At 62.3% G+C, this 25,464-nt stretch carries 17 protein-coding genes; 7 read left to right on the top strand and 10 right to left on the bottom strand.

Translation table 11 applies throughout. The annotated features are described in order from the left end of the window. Window positions 1-71: 71 nt before the first annotated feature. Window positions 72-2,555 carry a glycoside hydrolase family 127 protein gene (locus WKV53_RS18670; RefSeq protein WP_341406302.1) on the bottom strand — a complete coding sequence of 828 codons (2,484 nt, stop codon included), beginning with the start codon at window positions 2,553-2,555 and terminating at the stop codon, window positions 72-74. A gap of 228 nt (window positions 2,556-2,783) precedes the next feature. Between WKV53_RS18670 and WKV53_RS18665 the strand changes: the two genes are divergently transcribed. After that, window positions 2,784-3,497 (top strand): S1 family peptidase, encoded by a 714-nt coding sequence (locus tag WKV53_RS18665; RefSeq protein WP_341406301.1) that lies wholly within the window; start codon window positions 2,784-2,786, stop codon window positions 3,495-3,497. Window positions 3,498-3,515: 18 nt separating this feature from the next. Here WKV53_RS18665 and WKV53_RS18660 read toward each other — a convergent pair whose 3' ends face one another. After that, window positions 3,516-3,992, bottom strand: a complete 477-nt coding sequence (locus WKV53_RS18660) for a SixA phosphatase family protein (RefSeq protein ID WP_341406300.1) — start codon at window positions 3,990-3,992, stop codon at window positions 3,516-3,518. Window positions 3,993-4,003: 11 nt separating this feature from the next. Next, entirely contained in the window at window positions 4,004-4,750 is a 747-nt protein-coding gene (fabG, locus tag WKV53_RS18655) for a 3-oxoacyl-[acyl-carrier-protein] reductase (protein WP_341406299.1), read from the bottom strand. A gap of 97 nt (window positions 4,751-4,847) precedes the next feature. Between fabG and WKV53_RS18650 the strand changes: the two genes are divergently transcribed. Further along, window positions 4,848-5,435, top strand: coding sequence for a TPM domain-containing protein (locus tag WKV53_RS18650; RefSeq protein ID WP_341406298.1), 588 nt, complete (start codon window positions 4,848-4,850; stop codon window positions 5,433-5,435). Window positions 5,436-5,505: 70 nt separating this feature from the next. Here WKV53_RS18650 and WKV53_RS18645 read toward each other — a convergent pair whose 3' ends face one another. Beyond that, window positions 5,506-6,522 carry a DNA polymerase III delta subunit-related protein gene (locus WKV53_RS18645; protein ID WP_341406297.1) on the bottom strand — a complete coding sequence of 339 codons (1,017 nt, stop codon included), beginning with the start codon at window positions 6,520-6,522 and terminating at the stop codon, window positions 5,506-5,508. Window positions 6,523-6,671: 149 nt separating this feature from the next. Here WKV53_RS18645 and WKV53_RS18640 point away from each other — a divergent pair, with 149 nt between their 5' ends. Both WKV53_RS18640 and WKV53_RS18635 read left to right on the top strand, forming a co-directional pair. Beyond that, window positions 6,672-8,705, top strand: coding sequence for a sensor histidine kinase (locus WKV53_RS18640; protein WP_341406296.1), 2,034 nt, complete (start codon window positions 6,672-6,674; stop codon window positions 8,703-8,705). Further along, entirely contained in the window at window positions 8,698-9,354 is a 657-nt protein-coding gene (locus tag WKV53_RS18635) for a response regulator (RefSeq protein WP_341406295.1), read from the top strand. Before WKV53_RS18640 ends, WKV53_RS18635 begins: the two co-directional genes overlap by 8 nt. 1,117 nt (window positions 9,355-10,471) lie before the next feature. Here the strand turns inward: WKV53_RS18635 and WKV53_RS18630 are convergent. Then, entirely contained in the window at window positions 10,472-10,885 is a 414-nt protein-coding gene (locus tag WKV53_RS18630; protein ID WP_341406294.1) for a hypothetical protein, read from the bottom strand. Between the two features lie 303 nt (window positions 10,886-11,188). Between WKV53_RS18630 and WKV53_RS18625 the strand changes: the two genes are divergently transcribed. Further along, a complete protein-coding gene (locus tag WKV53_RS18625) occupies window positions 11,189-11,746 on the top strand; it encodes a dihydrofolate reductase family protein (protein WP_341406293.1) in 558 nt (185 codons plus the stop codon). 719 nt (window positions 11,747-12,465) lie between these two features. Here the strand turns inward: WKV53_RS18625 and WKV53_RS18620 are convergent. The 4 genes from WKV53_RS18620 to WKV53_RS18605 all read right to left on the bottom strand — a co-directional run bounded on the left by WKV53_RS18620 (window position 12,466) and on the right by WKV53_RS18605 (window position 19,945). Further along, window positions 12,466-16,617 (bottom strand): PVC-type heme-binding CxxCH protein, encoded by a 4,152-nt coding sequence (locus WKV53_RS18620; protein WP_341406292.1) that lies wholly within the window; start codon window positions 16,615-16,617, stop codon window positions 12,466-12,468. 43 nt (window positions 16,618-16,660) lie between these two features. Further along, window positions 16,661-17,872, bottom strand: a complete 1,212-nt coding sequence (locus WKV53_RS18615) for a Tm-1-like ATP-binding domain-containing protein (protein WP_341406291.1) — start codon at window positions 17,870-17,872, stop codon at window positions 16,661-16,663. A gap of 15 nt (window positions 17,873-17,887) precedes the next feature. After that, complete coding sequence (locus WKV53_RS18610) at window positions 17,888-18,757, bottom strand: phosphoenolpyruvate hydrolase family protein (RefSeq protein WP_341406290.1); 870 nt, start codon at window positions 18,755-18,757, stop codon at window positions 17,888-17,890. Window positions 18,758-18,853: 96 nt separating this feature from the next. Continuing rightward, window positions 18,854-19,945, bottom strand: a complete 1,092-nt coding sequence (locus WKV53_RS18605) for a DUF2891 domain-containing protein (RefSeq protein ID WP_341406289.1) — start codon at window positions 19,943-19,945, stop codon at window positions 18,854-18,856. 484 nt (window positions 19,946-20,429) lie between these two features. Between WKV53_RS18605 and WKV53_RS18600 the strand changes: the two genes are divergently transcribed. Then, window positions 20,430-23,930, top strand: a complete 3,501-nt coding sequence (locus WKV53_RS18600; protein ID WP_341406288.1) for a hypothetical protein — start codon at window positions 20,430-20,432, stop codon at window positions 23,928-23,930. Further along, window positions 23,920-24,678 carry a hypothetical protein gene (locus WKV53_RS18595; protein WP_341406287.1) on the top strand — a complete coding sequence of 253 codons (759 nt, stop codon included), beginning with the start codon at window positions 23,920-23,922 and terminating at the stop codon, window positions 24,676-24,678. The genes WKV53_RS18600 and WKV53_RS18595 overlap by 11 nt, the downstream gene beginning before the upstream one ends. Before the next feature lie 74 nt (window positions 24,679-24,752). Here WKV53_RS18595 and WKV53_RS18590 read toward each other — a convergent pair whose 3' ends face one another. Further along, window positions 24,753-25,394, bottom strand: coding sequence for a hypothetical protein (locus WKV53_RS18590; protein ID WP_341406286.1), 642 nt, complete (start codon window positions 25,392-25,394; stop codon window positions 24,753-24,755). Window positions 25,395-25,464 lie beyond the last annotated feature (70 nt).

Raw genomic sequence — 25,464 nt, 5'->3', positions numbered from 1 at the left:
CCCCGAAAACTCAAGCGAAATTAGAAACGCGTTCGATATATAAAATCCCGGAAAAATCCACCGATCTGCCCCTACGGCCCTTCCATCTCCACTCGCAGCTCCAAGATCCCCACGCACGCATCAGCCTTCGGAGCCATCTTCACCCGGATCGCATCCACTGGGATCGGGCTCGCCGGGTGCACCACGTTGAACTGATCCTTCGCCTGCTGGTAAGCATCCGTGTTGTAGAGCTTCAGCGGTAACCACTCGCCACCGCTACGCGTTTCGACCTCCCACGAAACCGGCAACTGCACACCACCGCCATCATCATACCAATACGGCGCCACCGACCGGAGCTTGCCCGGCTTCTTGAGATCCACCTCCACCCACTGCGCCTTTCCTTTCTCCGGCCAACTCGTCCACCGCGGAATCCCCTCATCCTTCGAATCCGCCGGAGAACGCAAGTCCCCCACCGCTTCCGCCAGATCCCTCTGCCAGGTGTGCGAAGCCCGCACCGCCTTGAAGGGCGAATCCTCAGCCCGCGGAATCGTCATCGCCTGCTTCCGCGGCAGCCAGACCTCCATCTGCCCGGCACCGCGGTTGTTCCAGGCATAGTAAGGAATCAGCTTCAGCTCCGCCGCAGCCGCCTTGCCATCCACCAGCGCCTGCCCCGGCAACGAGATGGTCTTCACCTTGGCCAAGCCCGCGATGTCCTGATCGCCAACCTTGACCTCCGAAACCGCCGGTGGACTCGCAAGGAACTCATTCAGCACCCCGCCCGGATTGTCCGCCTGCTCCGCGCAATAGACCAGAGGCCCACGCGTCACCGCAATCCGGTCGACATCCGCTCTCACCCGTGGATCGCATCCCGCAAAGCGCACCGGCATCGACAACTCCAAGCTCACCTTGTCACCCGCGTTCCACTTCCGGCGAATCACCGCGAACCCCTTCTCCATCGTCGCCGCCTCCGCCTTTCCATTCACCGTCACCGCAATCGGAGACGAAGTCGCCCCATCAAGAAACCGATAAAGATTCCCCGGCACAAACCGATCACCCGTCCACGTCGGCACGCGAAGCCGCAACGCAAACTCCGCCGGAGTCTCCGGATCGAGCGATAGCTCCACCTTCCCACTGAAAGGATACCCGGTCTTCTGCGCCACCTTCACCTTCGTCCCCGCCAGATCCACCTGCGTCTCGCTGCCCGCATAGAGCCCCACATACAGATCCTTCTCGTCCGCAGAATAAATCATCCCCGCCACCTGCGGCAGCAACCTCGCAAGGTTCGTCGGACAGCACGCCGTGTGAAACCACTCCGCCCTCCCCGCAGTGCCTTGGTTGAAAGGACGATGCCCGTCACTCTCCAGCGGATTGACGTAAAAGAAGCGATTCCCCTCCAGGTTCACCCCGGCCAGCACGTTGTTGTAAAGCGCCACCTCCGCCACATCCAGATAGCGCGAATCCCGCTGGTTCAGGAACAAGCGATAGCTGAAGAACACATTGCCCACCGCAGCACACGTCTCGTTGTAGGCATCCGCATTCGGCAGCTCGTAGTCTGGCCCGAAGCCCTCGATCCCATGGATCGCACCCAGCCCACCCGTGATGTGCATCAGCTTGTTCACCATGTTCCCCCAGATCTTGTCCAAGGCCTCCCCATACTGCGGGTCACGCTCCAGGCGCCCCACATCCGCCATCGCGCTATACAGGTACGTCGCGCGCACCGCATGCCCCACCGGCGCATCCTGCTTCAGCACCGGTGCCTGCTGCTGCGCATAGCTCGGAGCCATGATCCCCTCACCATGCGGCACGTAAGTCACACCGCGGATCTCGAGGAAACGGCGTGCCATCGTCAGGTAAAGCGGATCCCCCGTTGCCTCGTGCATCTTCACCAGCGCCAGCTCGATCTCCTCGTGCCCCGGCGCTTGGTTCACCGGCTTTCCGCCGTTGTAAGCAGGATCACCTTCAAAGAACACGTGATTGATGTGCCGCGCATTCTTCTCCGCCACGTCTAACAGCTTCCGCTTCCCCGTCGCCTTGTAATACGCCACCGCCGCCTCATAGAGGTGCCCCACGTTGTAGGTTTCGTGGCTATGCACCTCGTAGCTGTAAGGCTTGTCACCCGTTTCATCACGAGGTCCGGCGTTGCCGATCACATGCGGCGGGAAAATGTAACCATCCGGCTTCTGCGACGCCGCGATTACATCCGTGATCCGATCCATCCGCGCCTCGATCTCCGGATCACGATGCGATTTCAGCAAGTAAGCCGCACCCTCCATCACCTTGTAGAGATCGGAGGTAATGTAGCGTTGGGGCTTGGGCGGATTCGCTTGCGGCTTCCCAGCCAGCACGTCAGCCGCCGCCTGCAAATGCGCCACCGCCTCCTCCGTCTTCGAAAAAGCAAACGGCACCAGCACCGTCCGCTGCCGCTCCAACCTCGGCGACCAAAACTCGTCCGTCAGCTTCACCTGATCGAAGGCGATTTCTTGAAGACTGGCTTCCTCCGCGTGCGAAACGATGCACCCGGAACTGGCAATGATAGCGAGGGAAGCGCGGCGAAGACTTGAGCGAACAATGAGCATGCGACCGGATTGGGTTCGGGAGGAATCTACTCCTACCCGCCCAATGCGCCGCCGGAAGCGAAAACCCGACATCCGCACCGCCTTCCGGGAATTTCATATTCGGAAGCTTGCCCTTCCACGACGCGCCACAAACCTTGGAGTCTGTTCATCATGCGTCCCGTCCACACCTTCATCCTGATCTCCGTGGGAGTCCTTTTGGCAACCGGATGCCGGAGGCCTGAATCCAAAGTGCCTCCCCCCGCTCCACTCAAATCGAACGCCGTCCCCGAAGCCTGGGCCACCCTTCCCACCAGCCAATGGCCGCAATTGGTCCTGACCAATTCCGCCAAATTCAAGGGCCACTCCGCGTTGCAGGGCGCCAGCTCCTTTCTCCTTCGAGCCTCCGGCGACCGGACAATCGCTGCCACCGCCCGCCACCTCCTCGGCCCGAATGGCGGCGTCACTCCTACCATTTCCCCGGATCGTCTAGACTCCGTCTTGGACTCATGGGTGATGTATCCCCGCACCAAGCCGCAGGACTTTATGACCATCGCAGCTCACGGGATCGCGCCACCATCCGGCAAGGCATCGGATTGGCTGCTTCTGGAAATCAAAAACAATTCGAAGCCTCTTCCAGCAGCCCCACTCACGCTCCGCCCCACTCCCGTCTCAGTGGGCGAAGAAGTCTTTCTCGTGGGCGTGCCCTACTCCGAAACCGACCGCATGCAAAACGTCTATCGTGCCAAGGTCACCCACCGGGCAGCTCCCGATTGGTTCCGCTATCGCTTGGAAACACCCGTCGATATCCGTGGCTTCAGCGGAGCGCCGATACTCGACAAGAACGGCTGGGTCGTCGGCGTCATGACTGTCTGGTTCGAGCCCCAAATGGATGGCGACAAATTCCTTGAAGCCGGTGGCCAGGACGCCGCCTCCGTTGCCGAAGTCGTCTCGAAGAAAAAGTGAGTCTCCGCGTGGAGCACTTCACTCCCCGATCATCGACGGCGGAATATGGAACAGCAGCCGCGCATGCCACGCCGGCGGATGAACCAGCAGCCCCGTAATCGAAGCCTTCTTCACCTCCACCGAGCTGCCACTGCAGCCCAGCAGCCACTCGATCAGTGATGACAAATCCGGCTCGTGCCCGACGATCGCCACCCGCTCGAAATCACTGAAAGCCACCAGCTCACGGATCGCCGCCTCCGGATCCATCCCACAAGCCAGCCACCCCTGCACCACCGGCCCCGGCATCTCCGCCGCCTCGCACAGCGTCTCCGCCGTCTGACGCGCACGCACCAGCGGACTCGTCAGCACCACGTCCGGCCGCCGGTCCACTCGCTTGAGCAACCGGCCCAGCTTGGCCGATTGCTCGAAGCCCTTCGTCACCAGCGCACGCGCGCCGTCCCCTCCGGGATGCCCGTGGTCTTCAGCTTTCGCGTGGCGGATGACGAGTAGCTCCATGATCTCACAACTTACATCGTCATCCCACCATCGACAGCAAGTACTTGCCCCGTGATGTAACGGGCCTCCTTGCTAGCCAGGAAAAGGACGGCTGCCGAGATGTCGCCCACATCGCCGAAGCTCGCGAGCGGAATCTTGCCCAGCACTTCATCCCGCACCTTCTCCGGCAGATCACCGGTCATGTCCGTGGTGATGAACCCCGGCGCCACCGCATTGCAAGTCACCGCACGCCCGGACAGTTCGCGCGCCACCGACTTCGTAAAGCCAATCAGCCCCGCCTTCGACGCCGCATAGTTCGCCTGCCCTGCATTGCCAATCAGCCCGATCACCGACGCGATGTTGATGATCCGCGGATCCTCCGCCTTCATCAGCGGCCGCATGAAAGCCTTCACCGTATTGAAGGCCCCCTTGAGATTCGTATCGAGCACCGTATCCCAGTCCTCTTCCTTCATCCGCATCAGCAGCCCATCGCGGGTCACCCCGGCATTGTTCACCAGAATGTTCACGCTGCCGAAATCAGCGAGGATCGTCTTGCCCAGCTCCTGCACCGCCTCGTGGTCCGCCACGTCGATCGCATAAGCCTTCGCAGCACCCGGATAGACCGCATTGATCTCCTCGGCCGACTTGCCACAGCTCGACTCGCTACGGCTCACCACCGCAACCTTCGCTCCCTCGGCGGCGAAGGCCATCGCAATGGCTCCCCCGATCCCGCGGCCACCGCCGGTGACCACCGCTGTCTTTCCTGCAAAACGCTGCATGCGGAAACCCTGCGACGCACCAGCCCCCTTTGCCAACCGCGAATCACGACGGTCTTTCCGCTTCCCGCCCACTTCCATCCGAAGTTAGAACCACCCCATGCGCTGCCCGTATTGCCGGACGCGATTGGAGGAAATGTCGCCGGAGTGTCCCTCCTGCCGGCTCACCCTCGACCGCGCCAATGCGCTCCTCGGCCCCATGCCGCGGATCTCCACCGGCATCTCCGACCTCGCGGGCGCCCTGCCAAATGGCGACGCGAAGAAAATCGCCAAGGCGATCAGCCGCCTCATGTGGACCTTCCCCCAGGTCAGCATGAATGTGCTGCTGCATGCGTTCCCCGCCGAGCATCCCTTCGAGCTCCACGTCTTCTGGATCTTCAATTCCGCCGGACTCTCACCGGACTACCAGAAGGCTGGCGAAAACCGCACCATCCTCCTCGCGCTGGATCCCGCTCAGGGAAAGTCCGCCATCATGGTCGGCTACGGGCTGGAGCCCTACCTCGGCGACGAAGCCCTCGACCACCTGCTCGAACTCTCCGAGCCCGCATGGAAAGCCGGTGAATGGACCCGCGGCATCCTTGATCTCCTCACCGGACTCGACCGCTTGCTGGAAAGCGCCGCTCTCGAAGTCGCCAACGGCTTCGGCCTCAGCGCCCTCGCCACACCCCAGCGCGGCACCGAGTTCTAGCGGCTTCAAAGGCAGGGACCGACCTCCCGCCGTCCGGCTTCTGGCGGCCCGCTTCCTCCGCGGCTCCCAATTAGGCAAACGCCTTCAAAAACCCCACCTCGAGCGCCAGCTGCTCCTGCGCGTTCGTATCCAAGTTCGCCCGCATCTCTCCCACGGCCTCCATCCGCCGCAGCAGCTGCCCCAGATCCTCCTTCTCCGCGAGCGCAGCGATACCCGTCGAGTTCGGAAACTCCAGCCCGCCAGCCCCCATCTTGCACCGCAAGACATCCGCCATCCACGACTGCAGCACCTCGAAAAGTCGCGAGCGCTCCTCGATATACTCCGATTCCGCCGCACCCTTCAGCTCCTCCTCCCGGCGCTTCAGGTAGTCGCCTTCGAAGCCCTTGTTCAGCGCCTTCTCCTCCTCCTTCAGCAAATCCTCCGCCGCGGCCACCGCCTCGGCCTTGCTGCTCTCCAGAATCCCCGCGAACACCGACTTCAGCGTCAGCGCCACCGTCGGCGTCCCGATCCCCGCCTTCGCCGCGCGATCAAGCGCCACCAGCAGGTCCGCCGCCACCCCTTCACTCAGGTCCGCCTTGCCCAGCAGCGGCATCCGCACGCAGCGCGAAAGCACCGTCGGCAGCAGGCCACCCGGATTCGCAGTCAGCAGCATCAGCAGCGTCCGCGGCGGCGGCTCCTCCAGCGTCTTGAGAAAGGCATTCTCCGAAGCAGCAGCCATCCGGTCCGCATCGCAGATCACCCCGATCTTCCACCGCTTCGGCCCGGAGGAAACATAAAGCGTCTTCTCCAGTTCACGGATCGCATCCACCACGATCCGCCGGGACTTCGATTGCGGCCTCACCACCCGCACCCATTCCCCGGCCAGGTCATCCAGCGGCGGCACTTCCTCCACCACCGGCTCGCCGAAAAGATCAAAGCCTCCTCCGCCCCCGCTCGCATTGGCCGGATCCAGCAGCTTCACGATCCGTGCCGCCAGCCGCTCCTTTCCACAACCCCGCGGCCCGCTGATCAGGAAGGCATGCGCCAGCCGACCCCGTTCATGGGCCGCTTTCACCAGTTCGAAGGCGTGATCAGGTGAGAAGGACATCGCGCGCGGATGCTGGCGGCACGACCTCACCGCTGCCACCCCGAATTTCAAAATCCCGACCCCCTTTTCTCGATTTCCCGCCCCCTGATAAAAAGTTTGCCGAGATTTTTAAATAATGTTAAAGACTTGCTCGCTGTCGCCCTTAAAACATGAAAATCCAACCCATGAGGCTTCCCGGCCTCTGTGTTGCGCTGAGCCTCCTCACCACCCTACTCCCCGATCTCATCGCTGCCGCTCCCACCGGCCAGCAGATGAACCCGATCGGCCGCGTGGCCCGGTTGTTCAATCGCAATCTCGTCGAGGTGGAAGCCCGAGCCCAATGGCTTCAGGCCAGCTTGGGCTATCTCGCCGCCTTCGAGGAAAAGCCCCTCAAGGAAGAGCTCGGCTGGCGTTGCGGTTGCTTTGACCAATCCGCCGGCAATCCCTGGGTAGCCCTCGACCTAGGTAAAGAGGTGCAGCTGGGTGAGATTTTCCTGATCCCCGCCCAGCGCCAGACCGGCGACCTGAATGACCTCTTCCCCCGCCGCTTCACCGTCGAGGCCGCCTGTCAGCCGGATTTCTCGGATGCCCGTGTCATCCACACCACCGGCAGGGTTCCCCAGGGCTCGCCATCCGGCTACCCGCTCCGCCTCGCCGGCGATGGCAAGCCAGCCCGCCACATCCGCCTCACCCTTGAGGAAGGTCACCCCCGCGGCCTGAAAAACACCGCCGCCCTCTCGGAAATCTTCGTCTTCAATTTCGAGCGCCATCCCGTCTCCTTCGGCGCCAAGGTCACCGCCAGCCAATCCGTGGACGTCCCCGGCATCTGGGACCCGAAGTATCTCGTCGATGGCCGCACCCCGCTCGGCCTCTGGGAAGGCGGCGCCAATGCTTGGACCAGCTCCCGCGGCGATTGCATGGAAGTCACCGCCGAAGATCCCCGCACCGAGTGGATCCTCGACTTCGGCAAGTCCGCCACCATCGACCGCCTCGTCCTCTTCCCCTACGCCCTCCCGGAACTCTCCGGCCCCGGCGTCGTCCCGCCTCGCCTGAGAGTCGAAGCCGCCGGCCGCCCTGACTTCAGCGATGCCGTCCTGATCGCCACCACCGGCGATGAAAACCTTCCCGCCGACCTCACCACCCCGCTGGTCCTCCCGACCAAGCCCGTGCCCGCCCGTTACCTCCGCGTCGTTTCCGACAAAGCCTGGCAACTCGGCAACCGCCACCTCCAGGCCCTCGGCGAAATCGAAGCCTGGTCCGGCAATGACAACCTCGCCTCCAAGCTTCCCATCTCCGTCCACAATGGCGGACTCGATCATCCCATCAGCGAGCTGACCGATGGCGTCGGCAGCTATCAGATCCTCCCGATCTATTCATGGCTCACCCAGCTCGTCGAACGCCGCCAGGTCGAGGAGAAGCTCGCGAAGGCGAATGGCGACCGCGCCACCATGGCCGCAGAGAGTGAGCTGAATACCACCTGGGGCGGTGCCGTTGCCCTCGGCCTCACCTTCCTCATCCCCGTCGCCATCGTCGAACGCCGCCGCCTCGTGTCGCGCACCCAGCTCGATAAGTTGCGCAAGCGCATCGCCTCCGACCTGCACGATGACATCGGCAGTAATCTCGGCAGTATCTCCATCATCGCCCGCGCCGCGAAGCGCCAGATGGAGAAGCAGCTCGGCCCCGGCGAACTCACCAATGACCTCGGCGAAGTCGAGATCATCGCCCGCGAGAGCTCCCTCGCCATGCGCGACATCGTCTGGTTGTTAGAGCGGCGCCAGGATACCATCGGTGATCTCGTCCAGCGTATGCGTGACTGCGCCGCCCGCCTTTTGCGCGATGTCGAGTATTCGCTCGTCTGCCGCTCTTCCAAGACCACCGCCAAGCTCACGCTGGATGCGAAGCGCCATCTCTTCCTTTTCTACAAGGAAGCCCTTCACAATATCGTCAAGCACTCGAAGGCCACCACCGTCGTGGTTCGCCTCTACGATGTCCGCGACAAGCTCGTCATGGAAGTCGTCGACAATGGCGTCGGCCTCCCCCGCGGCGAAGGCGACCAGATGGCCGCCGTCAAAAAAATCACCGATCGGGCCCGCGTGCTCGAAGGAGTCCTGAACGTGGAGTCGCAGCCAGGCCAAGGCACGACCCTGCGGCTTACCGTGAAGCGAACCAGCCTGATGGCCACCAAGAAAATGTCCCATGAATAACACAGCCACCACCCCGATCCGGATCTGGATCTGCGAAGATCATGCGAACTTTGCGAAACAGATCAGTCGCCTGATCGCGGCCGAGGACGACCTCGAATGCGAAAAGGCCTTCAATCACCCCGACGACCTCATGGCGGAGCTCAACTACTGCGCTCAGCCACCCGACATGCTCATGCTCGATCTCGGACTGCCCGGCAAGGACGGCCTCCAGGTCATGCGTGAAGTCAAAGCGAAGGTCCCCGACCAGCGCATCGTCATCCTCACCTCCTTCGACGACCGCGAGCGCGTCTACCGCGCCATCTGCAACGGCGCCTCCGGCTACCTCCTCAAGACCGCCGATCCCGATGACATCCTCGCCGGGATCCGCGATGTCATGAATGGCTCCGCCGCCCTCAGCAGCCCCATCGCCAGCATGATCCTCGAAGGCTTCGCCAAGCACGGCCCCGTCGAAGAAACCGAACCCCTCACCAGCCGCGAGGAAGAAGTCCTCCGCCTCCTCGTGAAAGGCTTCATCAAGAAGGAAATCGCCGAGCAACTCGACATCTCCCAACACACCGTCGACATGCACCTCCGCGCCGTCTACCGCAAGCTGCACGTCCGCACCCAGACCGAAGCCGTCTCCAAAGCCCTCCGCAAGGGCCTGGTCTAACAGCCAAGTCTAACAACATTCAGTCGCCGAAAAAAGGGGCGCGGGCAATCCCCGCGCCCATTTTCCATTTCCACCGAAACGCACCCGCAAAGCCCAGCCCCCGGGACCGCCAAGATTGGCGAAGGCTTGTAGCCAATCTGGACCGACCGCAGGTCGGGGCCGCAGGCCCGAGGGGGCTGGCGGAGCCCCCGAGTCAATCTCCAGGCCGGCCGAATGGTCCCCAACTGCCCGCCTTCACAAGCGAGCCCCTAAGGAGAGGGGACACTCCTGTCCCCTCATCATCCTCCCCACCCCGCCTCACCCGCCACGCAATCTCTTCTTCATTCCACCCGAACTGTCCCAACCACCCGCCCCTTGCGCCAGCAAAGTGGTCCGCACACTCCGTGTGCGGCAACCGAAGCACCAAGAAACACCGCTTCATCTCCCACCTCCGCCCCACCCGTAGCAGCCCCTGCCAAAGCAAGTCGCAAGGAAGGTTCCGATAAGTCGCAAGCAAGGTTCCGATGAATCTTCATCACCCCGAAGGGGTCCCGGAACTTAGCCGGTGGCGTAAGCCACCGGGAAACAGTCTCTCCCAATCATCGAAGCCCCGGCAGGGGCGACAGAATTCGCCTTTGCCCGAGCCTTACCCACCACCTCCACCCATCCGTCGCAGCCCCGGACTGCGGCAACCCTTCTGCCGCTCAAAGCCAGCAGCACTGCTGCGGGGAAGCACCTTGGTGATCTCACCCTCATCAACACCGCCCGCATCAGCAACCCGCAGCACTCAAGTTCCCCTCAAAAAAATCTCTCCAGCCCCAACGGGGCGGCCAGCCCTAAGCCCAGGGAATCCATATTTCCAAAGGGTCGGCCCCGACCGCCCGGGATCAAGCTACGCCCCCACTCACCCCAAGCCCCTCTACAGCCCCAACGGGGCGGCCAGCCCTAAGCCCAGGGCAAGCGCCAGCGCCGCCCTGGGTAATCCCCCGCCCCAAAAGGCGCCCTGAAGGGGCGCGACACCTGCCAGGCCACTAACCGCGAAGCCACCCGCAATCGCCCAAACCTGTTAGAACCAGGTGATGCTCCCCTGCTCGATCCACCGTTGGAAGAGCTTCTGCCTCGGCCTGTTCTCCTTGGGTTATTCCGTGACGCCGATTCCGATGATTGCCCTCAGTCGTTCAATGTCGATCGCGCCTCCATCAAGGAAGAATAGATCATCGGCTATCCCCGTCTCTTGGTCAGAAATTCCAATGACAAATGGCCTTGCATAGTCCCGAGCAAGCTCGTTGCACGTGATTGCAATTTCCTCAACATCGGTGAACCAGCCACTCGCCTCGCGTCCGGGATCCGGTAATTCCAGATTGATGCCGAGCTCCCAACACTTGGTGTCGCCTTCGTCCCCTCTCCGTTGGTTCACTGGCCAAGCCTCGCCCGATACCCAGTCGCGTCCACTGACGAATTGCCCCACCCGCTCAGTGATCTGACAGGCAATATCATTGAAGTCGTCACCTTCAGCATAGCCGTAGAGGACATGTCGGCGCGTCTTGCTCATTGCAGAACTTTAATTGGCCCGCACTTCGTAAAGAAGCCACCATGCATTTTCAATGTGAAACCAAGCACGCTCCGCCTTGGAAATAGATGGGATCAGTAGGCATGGAATGACTCCGCGTCTGTTCTGCTCGTGATAAGATGGGATCGGCTCCCGCATCGTAAATTTCCCCAAGTTAAATCCCTTCCTTATATAAAGAAGCAAATAAGCCACACCATCCGACAGCGATCATCCATCAAACCGAATCCACCCTTCCATCCCGCCGCGGATAGGCTCAAATGTTAGACGACACCAACAACCCACCCCATGTCCCTCCTAACCTTCAGCATCAACCTCACCCTCGACGGCTGCGTCGACCACCAGGAGGGAATCGCCGACGACGAGACCCACGCCTTCTTCACCCGCCTCATGGACGAAGCCGGGGCGATGCTCTGGGGCCGCGTCACCTACGAAATGATGGAGAGCTACTGGCCGGCCGTCGCCCGAGGCGACGTCGAAGCACCACCAGCGATCCGCGAGTGGGCAGTCAAGCTGGAGACCAAGCCAAAATACGTGGTGTCGTCGACACACACGACCTTCCCGTGGACCAACAGCCACCACCTCGCCGGCGACCTCCGCACCGGCGTGCAGAAGCTCAAGGACGCGACCCCGGACGGCATCCTTCTCGGCAGCGGCAAACTCGCCACCGAACTGGACCGCCTGGACCTAATCGACGAATACAAATTCCTCGTCCACCCCAGGATCGCCGGCCACGGCCCGACCCTCTACGAGACCGGCCTGCCCGCCACGCGACGGCTCGAACTCGTCTCGGCAAATCCTCTCCGCTGCGGAGCGGTCGCCATGCACTATCGCCGCGCGCTCTGACTCCGGGATGGCGAACCCCTGAATGCGAATGGAGCCGGTTCCCGCATTCTCGGCGCCCTAGAGGGGGCCAGTCGACATTCTTCCAACAGCAATGGGACGATGCTGGAATAAGGACGTGTCGAACGTGTCTGTTCTCGATCCCGGCAAGCTCAACGCATCCCTCCGAGCAATTCGATCCGCCACGGGTCTCTCACAGGAATGCGCACCTTTTCCCGTTTTCCCGTTTCCTATACATATGGGAAAGGAGGAATCCGTGAGTGAATCGGCCGTCCCAGTCGGGAGCCTCGATTCCTACACCCACAAGCCCGTCCAACTCCGCTACTCCGCTCTCCTAGGCATACCGGAGTAGCGGAGTTCCAGACCCCAGCCTGAGCCACCGGAAATCCACTCCAATAATTACAGGATATAGGCTTACTGGAATAGTAGAGTAGTCCCGAACGGCCCCAGATTAGGGCGGCTAATCGTTTCGCTCTTCAGCGCCAAAGGCGCGCCCCATACCAGCCTAGGCCACAGGCCTAGGGATCGCCGCCCAATCATGACAAGGGCCAAAGGTCCGACCTATCCGAGCCCGCCCCAGACGCCTCATTCCGATCATCGACCACCACTGCTCCGGTAATTCCGCTATAGAGGCATAGTGAATTACCGGAGTGCCACAGCTCCACTTCCCATCGCTGTCTTTTTCATCCGCGTCCATCCGCGCCATCCGCGGCCAAAACCTCTCACTTCAACGTCATCAAAAACGCAAACAGATCCGCCACCTGCTTCTCCCCGAACCCGTCGATCAACCCTTCCGGCATCAACGACCGCTTCGAAATCGTGTGCTCCTTCACCTGATCCACCGGGATCGCCCGCTCATCCGCACCGATCTGCCGCAGCACGATCAACTTCGGCGTTTCAGAAGCCAGGAACCCACTCACCAAACCGCCATCCTTCAGCGTGATGTCATGCCGGTAATAGCCGCTCTCCAACTGCGCATTCGGCGTCAGTACATTCCGCAACAAGCTCTCCAAACCCATCGCACCCGCACCACTCAGATTCGGCCCGACCGCGGTCCCCTCGCCTTTCGCCTGATGACAGATCATGCACGTCGCCTGGAACAACTGCTTCCCAGCCGCCGCGTCTCCGCCCTTCGAAGCCATCGCCCGAAAGCGATCAAACTTCGCCGCCAAAGCCGCCGCCTGCTCCGGCGTATGCAGCTCCGGAAAATCCACCGTCCACTCGATGCCCGCACCGCCTTCCAGCGTCAGCTTCGAAAGATCGGCTCCCGCATGAAACACCAGATGATCCTGCCCACTGGTGAAGCGCGTCCGGAAGCTCCCCAGGATCTCCGCCGGACTCCGCGCGATGTCCCACACCCGGAACTCCAGCAGCGAAGCCGCCGTGCCACCCGGCTCATTCACCTTGCCGATATCCATCATCTCCATCGCCCCATCGAACCCACCCTGCGACACACCCGCCGGCTCGCCATCCACGAACACCGCGATCTTCCCCGCGTCATCACGCGTCATCGCGCAGTGCGACCACTTCCCCGCTTTGACCGGACGCTCCGCAATCACCACATCCCGCGCACCATCCCAGAACCGCACCTTGGCATCCCAGAAATTCACACACGGCCCGCCACCACGTTTCCCTAACAACCCGTCGCGATTGTCGATGCCCTCATCCAGCTTGATCCACGATTCAACCGTGAACGGCCCCTCAAGCTTTAATCCCGTCGCCACCACCGCGCCATTCTTCCCCGGCAAGCGAATCGTCGGAACCAACAATCCTTCCACCTTCGAAAGCAGCTCCTTGAAGACGGGATGATCCGCACCCAATACCGCCGAAAGCTTCTCCACCACCGAAGGATCGAAGCCCGTGAAACCACCCGCCGTCACCGCCTTCGCAAACGCCTCCGTCGACTCCTTGTTAGACACCATCCCGCTCACCGCAAACTGCCGCAGCGCCCCGCTCAACGATCCCCAGCGCTTCCCAATCTCCGCCACCGCCTCAGCTCCACCAGCGGACGCAAACCCGATCAGCGCCTCACGCGCCACCATCTCGTTCCCATCATCCAGATGCGTCTTCGCCAGCCCGGCATCCGCAGACTGGATCTCATTCAGCGTCTTCAGAATCGAAGCCAGCACCTCCGGCGAAACCCCTTTCGACGCCTGCTCCCGGAGCAAGGGCGCGAGTTCCTTCAACTGAAACCGCCTCGCAAGATCGAATGCCAGCGGCATCGTCGTCGGATTGTCCCTGACCATCGCCTCGGTCGCTTTTCCCACGCTGGCGCGCAGCAAGGGATCCGCAGCCGCCGAAGGATCAATTTGAAGCAGCGACTTCAGCAGCATCCCGCGCCGGTTCGGATCATCCGCGAGCTCCGCGAAAGCCTTCGCCACCTCCGGCTGCGAAAGCTGGCTACCGAGCAACGCCGATTCCTCGGCATTGAGCGGACGCCCATAAAGCGGAAGCAACTGCAACAGCCTCCGGGCCGCTTCCTCAGGCGGCAGCGATAGCACCGCAAGCGCCTTCCCTTCAAATAGCAGATCCGCTCCCAGGATCTCCCGGGTGACATCCACATGAGCTTCCATCGCCCACCGGATCAGGTAGCGGAGAAACTTTCGCTCATAGGCCGCGCAATCATTTCCCTCGGAAGCGGGCGGAACATTCCATGCAAGCGATTGCAGCATCTTGGAGGTCACTGTCGGATACCGCCGCAGCATGATCGCGTGCGTGGCAAGGACGCTGAAGTCGGATTCACTGCGCCTTGTCCCCATCGGCTCCTGCTCCTTGGAAGCAAGCTGCTCGGATGCTTCCAGAGCTTCACGCCTGAGATCAGCATTCTTGTCCGCCATCAGAAACAGCACCACCGGCAGCGTCACCGCATTCATCTCGCGCAGGGCGAACAGCGCGCCGAGACGCGTTGCCACAGGCGCGCCCTCCTTTCGCGCCAATTCCTCCAGGTCCTCCACCACCGACTTGTCGTTCCGGTCTCCAAGCTCCTCCCAAGCCATCCGGGCCACCCGCGCATTCCCGTTGTCCAACTGCTCGATCAATCTGGTTGCCTTCAGCTTCGTCAAATCCGGCGGCTGCACCGGAGCCACGCCCTTCGCCTTCACCCGCCAGATCCGGCCACGCGTCTTGTCGCGATCCGGATGATTCCGCGGCACCTCGTTGTGCGAGATGATCTTGTTATACCAGTCCGCGATGTAGAGACACCCATCCGGCCCGAACTGCACCGACACCGGCCGGAACCACTCGTCCGACGAAACTAGGAAGTCCTCGCGCTTCTGGTATTTCCCATCCTCCGCACGCGTGACGATCTGGATCCGATTGGTAATCGGATTGGCAATGTAGAACATCTTCTCCTCCGGCCACTTCGCCGCAAAGGAACTGCCCTCGTCATCCGCCAGCGCCAATCCACTCAATCCCGTGCCACCCATCGGCTGTCCCGGCGTCGACTCCGGCAATTGCGGCGCATACGGCCGCAGCTTCTCCTTCGATCCCGTCGGATAGTGCGTGCCCGCGATGAACTCCGACACCGGATGTCCCAGGTCATTCGCCTCCTGCAGAAACTCCCGGCCATCACGCCCGGTCACAAAGCCCCAGATATTGTTCGGCCCGGCCGTCAGCAGCTCGAAGGCCGACCCATCCAGCTTCGCCCGCGCCAGCTTGCACTGGTTGAAGGCCACCTCCTTGCTCCCGTCGGCAAACGGAACATCACCGGGCCGCTTCACCTTCGAGTAGTTGAAAAGCCCTTGCGCCAGGTAGAGCCAACCACCCGGCGATCGCTCGAACTGGTGCGGAAACAAATGCGAATCCTGAATCCCGAAGCCGGTCAGCAGCACCTCATGGCCATCCGCCTTCCCGTCGTTATTACGATCCGCATAGTAGCGGACATCGTGCCCATACTGGACCACCGCGCCGCCTTTCCAGGGCATCATCCCCAGCGGGATCGCCAGCCCATCCGCAAACACCCGCGGCGTTTGTAGCCCTGGCTTCCACGGTTCATCGAACACCAGCACCTTGTCCTTCCCACCCTTCTGATAGAGCGCCTCCGCCTGCGCCTCGTCCTCATTGGCATCCACCGGATACTCCAGCGCTGTCATCGTCCACATCCGCCCGGCATGGTCCCACGCCATCGTGATCGGCTTGCCCACGCCTTCCTTCTCCGAGGCCACCAGTTCCACCTCAAACCCACCCGGCACCGTGAACGATGCCTTCTCATTCTCCGGCAAGCGCGGATCCGCCTTCTCCCAAGTCGGCGCACCAGGCGTCGCTGGCAGTTCCTCGATCGTGATCTCCTTGAACTGCACCAGCACTTTGCCTCCGCCATGCGTCTGCAGCCCGATCAGCCCTTCCAGCGGAATCTTCGCGTCAGCCTCCGTGTAATCCAGCGCCGCCACCCCATTCACCCACGACTGGATCCGCGGACCCTCACAAACGATCCGATACTCATTCCAATCGAAGTCATTCGCCTTCAGCTCCGCCGGCTTGACCGGCTCCCCGATCACCTTGTCCCTCCGCGACTCATCATAGAGCTTTCCCCACCATCCGGGACCAGCATCCACCTGATAGCCTTCCATCTCAAAGTTGCCCGGCACCCGGATGCTCCGGATCTGCACGCCCGAGTTCATGAAGCCCTCGCCCTTCACGAGTCGCATCTTCAGCTTCAGCTCGAAGTTCGCGTAGCGCTTCGTCGTCGCGAGGAAGGTATTGTGCGCCACCGGCTCCTCCAGCGAGCCACCGGTGATGCAGCCATCCTGCACCTTCCACCACTTCTCCTCACCCGCCCGGACCTCCCAGCCGTCGAGAGTCTTGCCGTCAAAAAGAGAAACCGGCTCACCGGAAGCCGATAAAATCAAAAATAGGAGAGGAACAAGACGCATCATGCCCACCTTACGTGGCGCATCCGCTTGTTCAATCCACATCCCCCTATTCCGAATCCACCGCCCGCATCAGCTCCAGCAGTTTCTCCGCACAAGCCCGGGCAAAGGCCGGGTCATTGATCTCCATGTCGTATTCCAAGACGGGCACCCGCGCGTCACGCTTCAGCGCCGCGAAGAGCGCCCGGTCGGCCGCCGTATCATGGAATGGCTGGCCCGGCGCACTGATCACGCTGATCGCCTTCTTCGGAATCATCACCGCACTCGGCGCGGCGAACATGTTCACCTTCGCCGCAATGATTTCTCCCAGCTCCGCGCACTCATCCGGCGTGGTCCGCATCAGCGTGACCTGCGGGTTATGGATGTAAAAATTCCGCCCCGTGAACCGCTTCGGCACGCTCTCCTGCACGCCGAAGTTCACCATGTCGAGGCACCCGGGCGCGATCACGCACGGCACCGCCGCTTCACCCGCGGCATCGAGCCGTTCAGGCCCGGCCGTCAGCACACCGCCGACCAGCTCGTCCGCCCACTCGGTGGTCGTGATGTCCAGCACGCCGGCCACCATGCCACTGCCAATCAAGGCCTCCATTGCACGACCACCAGCACCGGTGGCGGCGAAAACGAGCACCTCATAGCCGGCATCTTCGAGAATCCTTTTCGCCTCGGTCACGCACGCCGTCGTGTTGCCAAACATGCTCGCTACGATCAGCGGCTTCGCATCAGACGTCGCGATCTCCGCATCCACCATCCCGCAGATTGCACCGGCAGCGCGGGAGAAAATCACTCGCGAAAGACGGTTCAATCCCGCCACATCGGCGATGCTCGGAATCATCACGATATCCTTTTCCCCGAGATACGGCGCGGTATTCCCGCTCGCCAGGGTCGACACCATCACCTTCGGGAAACCAATCGGCAGCGCACGCATCGCCGCGGTGCCGATCGCCGTGCCACCACCACCGCCCAGCGAGATGATCCCCTCGATCCGGCCGTCGCGGAACAGCTTCTCCACCATCTTCGGCGCCGCCTTCGACATCGCGACCACGCATTCACCGCGGTCGCGACGCCCCGAAAGGGCAGCCAAATCAATTTTCCCTGCCGCAGCCACCTCCTCGCGGGTGACATCCGGCTTCACCACCGGCGGACCACCGCTGCCGACGTCGATCAAAAGCACCTCATGCCCGCGGCGGCGGATGAGGTTGGCGACGAAGGCATGCTCCTCACCTTTGGTATCGAGCGCTCCGAGAACAGCGATGGTGGCCATGTAGCTACGGGATTCCTAGTGTTTCCGCTTCACAGGAATCGCTTTGAACGTGCGGGTCAAGTTCGTCAGCGATTCCTCGACACCCATGCGCTCCAGCGACGACGCGCCGACGAAGCCGACGCAATCGGTGTGCTCATTGATGTAGGCCGCGTCTTCCGGCGTGTTGATCGGGCCACCGTGGCTGAGGAAAAGGATGTCATCGCGAACCGTGCGAGCAGCATCGATGATCAGCTGGGTGCGCTTCGCCGCTTCCGGCAGGCTCATCGTGGCATCCACCACGCCGATGGAGCCACCGACGGTGGTGCCCACGTGCGCGATGATCACATCGGCACCGGATTCCGCCATCGCCTTCGCTTCCTCGGGCGCATCCACGTAGACGATGCTGAAGAGGTCCATCCGGCGGGCCAGCGCCACCATCTCGAATTCCTTCTTCACGCTCATTCCGGTCTCCTCGAGGACCTGGCGGAACTTGCCGTCCACGATCGTGTGAGTCGGGAAATTGTTCACGCCGGAGAAGCCCATGTCCTTCACCTTGCCGAGCCAGTGCCACATGCGGCGGCGTGGGTCGGTGGCGTGGACACCGCAGATGACGGGCGTTTCCTCCACGATCGGCAGCACTTCGTACTCACCGATCTCCATGGCCACGGCATTCGCATCGCCGTAGGCCATCATGCCGGCAGTGGAGCCGTGACCGGCCATGCGGAAGCGGCCGCTATTGTAGATGATGATGAGATCGGCTCCGCCTTTCTCGATGAATTTCGCACTGATGCCCGTGCCAGCGCCGGCGGCGATGATGGGCAGGCCTTTCGAGAGCGTGTCGTGCAGGCGCTCGAGCACTTCGGTGCGCGTGTAGGGATTTCCTTTTCCGGTCCAAGGGTTGGGCATGGCGGCATTCTATGACGCCGCTTTGCCCCGCGGTCTAGCACCGGTAGGGTCACCATCGCCCACCATCGGATATCGGAAATCCTCACTCCCCGCCCCTCATTTCCCCCGGCCTGTCCCGCTTAGGAGATAGACCGCGAAGGACCCCAGCCAGTGCTCGCCCTCGTAGTGGCCCGTGGCCACCAGCGCGAGTCCGGCCTGCGCATGCCTGTCGGCGGCATCTAACAAAACCTTCCTCCGCGCATCACCCTCCGGCAGCACCGAAGCGATTCCGCGCATGGTCCAGGCCCGGTTCAAATTGAGCCCGGCCAAGTGAATCAGGTGCCCGTCGGTCGGATCGCTGACATTCACCGGAGTCAGCAGATTGCCAGCCTTGCCCGCGGCCAGCGCGGGAAAGTAGCCATCGAGCCACGTCGAAAATTCCTCCGCCGGCAGCACCCGCCGCATCAGGTCCGCGACATTCAGGCCCGGCGAAAAGAAGTCGTTGCCCGATGGCTCGTAGGTTACCGGATAGTCGCGATCCTTGCCGTAGAACTGCCGGCACTTTTCAAGCAGCAGCTTCTCAAGCTCCGCCTCACCCGTACCACGGGCATAGTCGAGCATCTGCCCGAGCGGAAATGACGTCTCGGGGTGAAATCCACATCGGACCGGCCAATCGAGCTTCGGCAGGTATTCCTTCGCCAGGCCCACGATTTCCTTCTCCAGCGGCTCCAGATCCCGAGCCCACGTCCGCGCATCCGGATCATCCCAAGTGCGCAGTTCCAGCGCCAGTCGCAGCGCCCACGCCCAGCCATACATCCGCTCGAAGCTGCGATTCTCCTTGGGCTCGAAATACGCCGCCTCAGCCGCCAGTCCTTCCGCGGTAAAGCGGCCCTTGAGCACGCTCCGCACCTCACCCGCAAAGGGCGCGTCCGGGAACTGCTTGAGCAGCTTCACCAGTGTCCAGTGCCCATGGACCGAGGAGTGCCAGTCGAAGTGCCCGTAAAACACCGGGTGCATCCCCTTCGGTGACTTCATGTCGTCCGGCCCGGTCGTCACGTGACCGGTCTTGTTCGGGTATTCGCGGTCGATTCCCGCCAGCGCCAGTTTCACGAAGCCCGCCGCCTGCTCGCTCGTCATCGGAATCTCCTGAGCGAATCCGGCGATGGGAACAAGGGCGGCGATGATCACGGGGATGAAGTGACGAAACACGACCTGAACAAAGCGACCGCGCCCGGCTCCGGAAAGGCTGAACGGCAAGCCCCGATGAACTCTTTTAATCCCGGTGCCTCGGCAGCATGAACAAATTCATCCATATACACGCCCAAGAATGGATATTTTTGATCAATTTTAGCCCCGTTGAAGAAATCGACAGGCAAACTCTTTCCTGTCGCATCTTTATGCGACTGTTTCCCCGCTTCATCCCAAAATACCTGTAAATCATCCCATAAGGAAGCGATTCGCGGCTAATCCATGCGTTCATTCTGACCTTGAGGCATGGAAGCGGCTTCAACAAAAGTGCACTCTGCCTAGATTTTCTTTCTCTTTTTAAGAGCCCAATTTCCTTGATTGATGACCTATGAGTTGTCAGAGTATCGCGCCTACTTGGTAAATACGTTGTAACGCAACCCTTACCGAGACACCGGGCGACCCGGTCGATCGACCGAGTCCTCCGGCAATAAAACCTCGCCCAATCATGACCCAAAATCCCACCCGGCTCCTGCCTGCCAGAAGCTCCCGCGGCCCGCGTGGCTTCGCCCTGGTGATCTCGCTTTCACTGATGGTTCTACTGACCGTTCTGGCGGTCGGCCTGCTCGGCCTGTCGTCGATTTCCCTGCGCGCCTCGACCCGCGGCGATGCGATGGCAGCGGCCCGCGCCAATGCCCGTCTGGCGATGATGTTCGCCTTGGGTGAGCTCCAGCAATTCACCGGTCCGGACCAGCGCGTGACTGCCACCGCGGACCTGGCCGGCACTGCCACCGGCGACCCGATTGTCAATGGTTCGGCGCCACTGAACAACAACACGGTGAACAGCACCCAGAAGGGCCTTTCCGCTGTCCAGCCGGGCACACGTCATTGGACCGGAGTCTGGAATCAAACCGCTGCCTTCACCCAGGCTTTCACCCGCACACCTTCGCCCAATCTGCTCGGCTGGCTGGTCAGTGGCAATGAGAACGCATCTCCTACCAGCCGCCTGACTCCAGCGAGTTCGGTGGCCGCCGTCGATGGCGGTGGCGACGTGAACACCCGGTCCGCCGTGGTTCTCGCAGGAAGGCACACCGTCGGCAGCGGCCAGATCGATGACTACGTCAGCGCCCCGCTGGTGGAGATTCAGGACTCCGGCAGCGGCAAGTCCCCGACCGGCCGCCAAGCCTGGTGGATCGGCGACGAAGGGGTGAAGGCGAAGCTGAATCTGGAAGCTGCGGTCGAGGGAAATGCCAAGCTCACCTACGCCGACCTCGCGGCCCCGCGGCGCGGCTGGGAAACCGTCGCGGGCTTCGGCAGCTACCCGAAACCCGGCTCGGGCGCTGAGGAGCTTCTGCCCCGTGTGGTCAGTTCCAATGAGGCCGCCCTGCTGGATTCCACCATCGGCGGCGATTCAAACTCACCTCTCCAGAACAATTTCCACTCCGCCACCGCCGACAGCTTCGGCGTGCTGTGCGATGTCTTGCAGGGCGGACTCCGGCTGGATCTCTCAGCCTATCTCAGCGCCGGACTTCCGACCACCGCCATCCCCGGCGTCGTCAACTCGCCGGTCCCGAATACCAACCTCGTCCCGGCCGTCGTGGCCAACCGCCTCAAGGGCCCGAAGTGGTCGACCGTGAAGGACTTCAGCGATCTCTCCGGCCGGATGACGGATGGTACGGTCAAAGCCGCCAGCTCCGACACCCAGGCGGCCATCGGCCCCATCATCACGGACCTGCGCCTGCTCTTCGGCGTGAAGCTGGTACCCAGTGGCACAGCCGATGGCTATCGCTGCCTGCCCTGCGCGAAGGTCGCGGTCTCGCTGGCAAATCCCTATTCCTACCCGCTGAAGTGGACCAGCCCGCTGGAGCTGGAGATCAAGAATAACACCGATCCTGCCCGCAAGCCGAGCCGGATCTGGGGAGCCTCAGGCCAGCCCGCCTATGTGCCGCAAAACGCCTCGGAACCCGCGGTGCTGAACAATGCCGTCTTCTCCATCCCTGCGACCACCCTGCCACCCGGCGAGGCTCGCGCCTTCACGATCTCCACCCCTGTCCTGCGCCCCCAGAACAGCACCTCGCGGGTGACCGTTTCCATGGGAGCGTTTTCCTCCAGCAGCCCGGCGAACTTTGCCAACTGCGTGCTCCTCGACCACAGCGCCGTCAATACCATCTCCGCCGGCTCCACGCTTAATCTGGATGTCCGCGAGGACGCCACCACCACGCAGGTCAATGTCGAGCTCCGCACCGGCAGCTCCGCCTCCACCCTGCTTCGCAAGATCGAGCGCTTCGAACTCGACAACGCACCCTTCGACGTCACCCAGCGGAAATTCACCACCGACCTCGCCAAGAAGTTCACCGAGCCGGTGCCGCTCCAGCTCTACAGCTTCCAGGTGAGCCAACCCGGAGCCGACTACGTCTCGATCCTGCCATCGGCGGACCAGCTCGGCCTGCGCAGTTCCACGCTGCGGACCTTCACTGACTTCAACTTGCAGGCGACCCGCTTCCGCAAGCCGATCATCTCCTACAATCCGCCTCCCTACTTCATGCAGATCGCCAATAGCGCGGCGACGCTGCCTTTCGTGGCACCGGGCAAGGACACCGGCAGCGACTTCACGCGGAATCTGAGCATCTCGCCCATGCCATGGGGCCGCTCGCCATTCGATACCAAGCAGACCATTCTCTTCAGTCCGCCGCAGCAGCTGGCATCGATTGCCCAACTCCAACACGCCGACCTGACCGCCGATGACTACTACGTCTCGGTCGGCCACCAGCCCGGAAACGCAGTGGGTAACTCCTATGCCACACCCTTCGTGATGCGACGGAACAGCATCCAGGCGAACCGCATGGACTTCACCATCACGAACTTCACCGTCGCCACCTCCGCCACGACCAACTACTATGACATGTCCTACCTGCTGAACACTGCGCTGTGGGACACCTACTACTTCTCCACGATCCCGCGCAGCGGTTCCTCGGTTCCGCTCAATGACCGGATGGTCGTGTGGAATCCCGACGACAAGCGCAATGACCTCACGGACGGCAAGGCGGCAGCCGCGCGTCTGCTGGTCAATGGAGCTCACAACGTGAACTCGGTCGAGAAGGACGCATGGAAGGCCTTGCTCGCCGGCAGCAAGTATCTCTCCCATCCCGCCGATGGCGCGGGAAGCAGTGAAGGCGCCCTTTACCCGCGCAGCTTGGAACAGCTCAGCGGTTCCGTGCAGCCCCCCACCGGCAGCAGCGGCGATTCGTTCTCCGGCTACCGCCGCCTGACCGATGCGCAGATCGATGCGATTTCCACCGAGATCACCCGCCAGGTGCGGATGCGCGGCCCCTTCGTTTCACTCTCGCACTTCGTCAATCGCGCCTTAGTCGCCCTTACCACGAATAAGGAACTCAGCCGCAGCGGAGCCCTTCAGAGCGCCTTGGACAATGCCGGGTCCAACATCACTCCGGATGGCACCAAGACCGTCTTCTCCGATATCAATCTCGCGGAAGACCGGGTCAACATGCAGGCCGAAGGCACGGCTCCCCGCGCCGATCTCGTCGGATCCGACACCACCTCCATCCCGAATACCGGCAGCAGCAGCAGTGGCCCCGCTGACGGCACCTGGCCTCCGACTTCGCACGACCTCAATCCCGGCTCGGTCGCCAGCATCATCGCCGACCGGCAGATGCTGAGCGACGCCCGCTACAAGCGCGAGCAGGGCTTCCGCTCCACCGGCATCCCGGGCTGGATCACCCAGGCCGATCTGCTCCAGGTCATCGGCCCCTCGCTCAGCGCCCGCTCGGACACCTTCCGCATCCGCGCCTACGGCGAATCGCTTGATCCCGAGACCGGCAACCCGGCCGCCAAGGCCTGGTGCGAGGCGGTGGTCCAGCGCTTGCCGGAATACCTCGATTCGGCCAATGTTCCCACCGATCGCGGTACCGCCCTCACGGCCATCAACCAGAAGTTCGGCCGTCGCTTCCAAGTTGTCTCCTTCCGTTGGCTTTCTCCGAATGAAATCTAAGCTTCTCACGCTCGCCTTCGTCGCCGCCGTTGCCCTCGCCTCGGCCGCCACGGCTCAGGTCTCTGTCAAAGCCGACCTCGTCTCGTGGGGCGAAGACATTCCGGGCCTTACCTTGAAGTCCGCTGGCAAGGGCGAGCCCGTCACCGCCCTCGCCTTCCGCTATTCGAAGCCCGTCCGCTATTCCGGTCCGGAGGTGATGGAGATTCATCAGGATCCCGCCACCGCGGCCAAGGCCACCGAGGGCTCTCAGAATACCGCCGCGATTCCGCCCGAGCTGGCCGAACTCCGGAAGAAGGACCCAACCCTGGTCGCCCTCGCCAAGGTGCCCGCCGGTTCGACCCGCGTCACCGTGCTCATCGCGCCGCTCAGTGCCGGGACCTACCAGACCTATGTCATTGATGATGACCCGACCAAGCTTCCGCTCGGCCAACTCCGGATCCTGAACTACAGCCCGGTGAAGATCGCCATGCGCTGCAATGGCAAGGCCGTGAAGGAAATGGGCACCAAGGATTCCTTCGTGGTGCCACCTCAGGAAGACGGCCAGGTCATTTACGAACTCGCCTACGACAACCAGGGCAAGTGGAAGATGCAGGAAAACAATCTGCTCGCGGTGAACCCGAAGGAACAGGTCCAGCTCATCGTGCTGAAGAGCAATGCCGACTTCTTCACCAATAGCGACGGCGGACGCTCCGGCTTCCTTCAAAAGGTCGTGTTGCGCCGCCCCGCAGAAGAGGCGGCTGCACCTTGAGCGGCAGTCCAGTAATCCAGTGTCATAGGCATACTGGAATACTGGACTCGCGCACCGGGATTGAGCCCCCGCGATCACGGCAAAGGCGGCGGCCCGCCGCCGATCCGCTTCATCTCCGGCTCCGGCGGCTCGATGCCTTTCTCGAACAGATCGATCGCCGTCTTCGCCACCTGAGCCGTATCGAAGTACGCGTAGCCGGCAACACCGACCGCACCCACGACTGGCACCCAGCGTGAGAACGCCTTGCCAAGCGCGCGCTGCGAGATCTTGAGGCCGATCCGCTGCGCAATGGCTTGGAACGCCTTCAGCGAGACCTCCTTGATGAGGTAGCGCTCTCCCACCCGCACCACCAGATCGCGGACGGCCATCGCCGCGCCGTGGCGGAACAGACAGTAGGTCATCTGCTCGCGCGACAGGCACGCGGTCTGGCCATACACGCCGGCAAGATCCGCCACCATCTGTGTCTGGATCTGCCAGACCTTCATCATCTCGGGAACGATGGTCAGCCAGCCAAGCGGTCCCGCAGGCAAGCCCAGCGTGCCTGCCGTCGCTGCAGCCTTGAGCGCCGCCTGGCGCGCGATGGTCCGGGCGGCCTCGTCCGGCATCGGGCTCTCCGTCATCTCCGTGGTCGGAATGCGGGAAATCGCGCCGACGATCGACTCAACGATCCTCTTGGCAAAGCTCTCGGAATCCGGCTTGGCGGGCAGTTCGCTCATTTGGGCCCATCAAACCCGCGGGCACGGGGATTCGCAAGTTGTGATCGGCCGAATGGAAAATCACGTATTT

The sequence above is a fragment of the Luteolibacter sp. Y139 genome (assembly GCF_038066715.1).
In the GTDB taxonomy this organism is placed as follows: domain Bacteria; phylum Verrucomicrobiota; class Verrucomicrobiia; order Verrucomicrobiales; family Akkermansiaceae; genus Haloferula; species Haloferula soli.
Note: the sequence above shows the minus strand (reverse complement) of the source record. Positions and strands in the feature narration are given on the sequence as shown.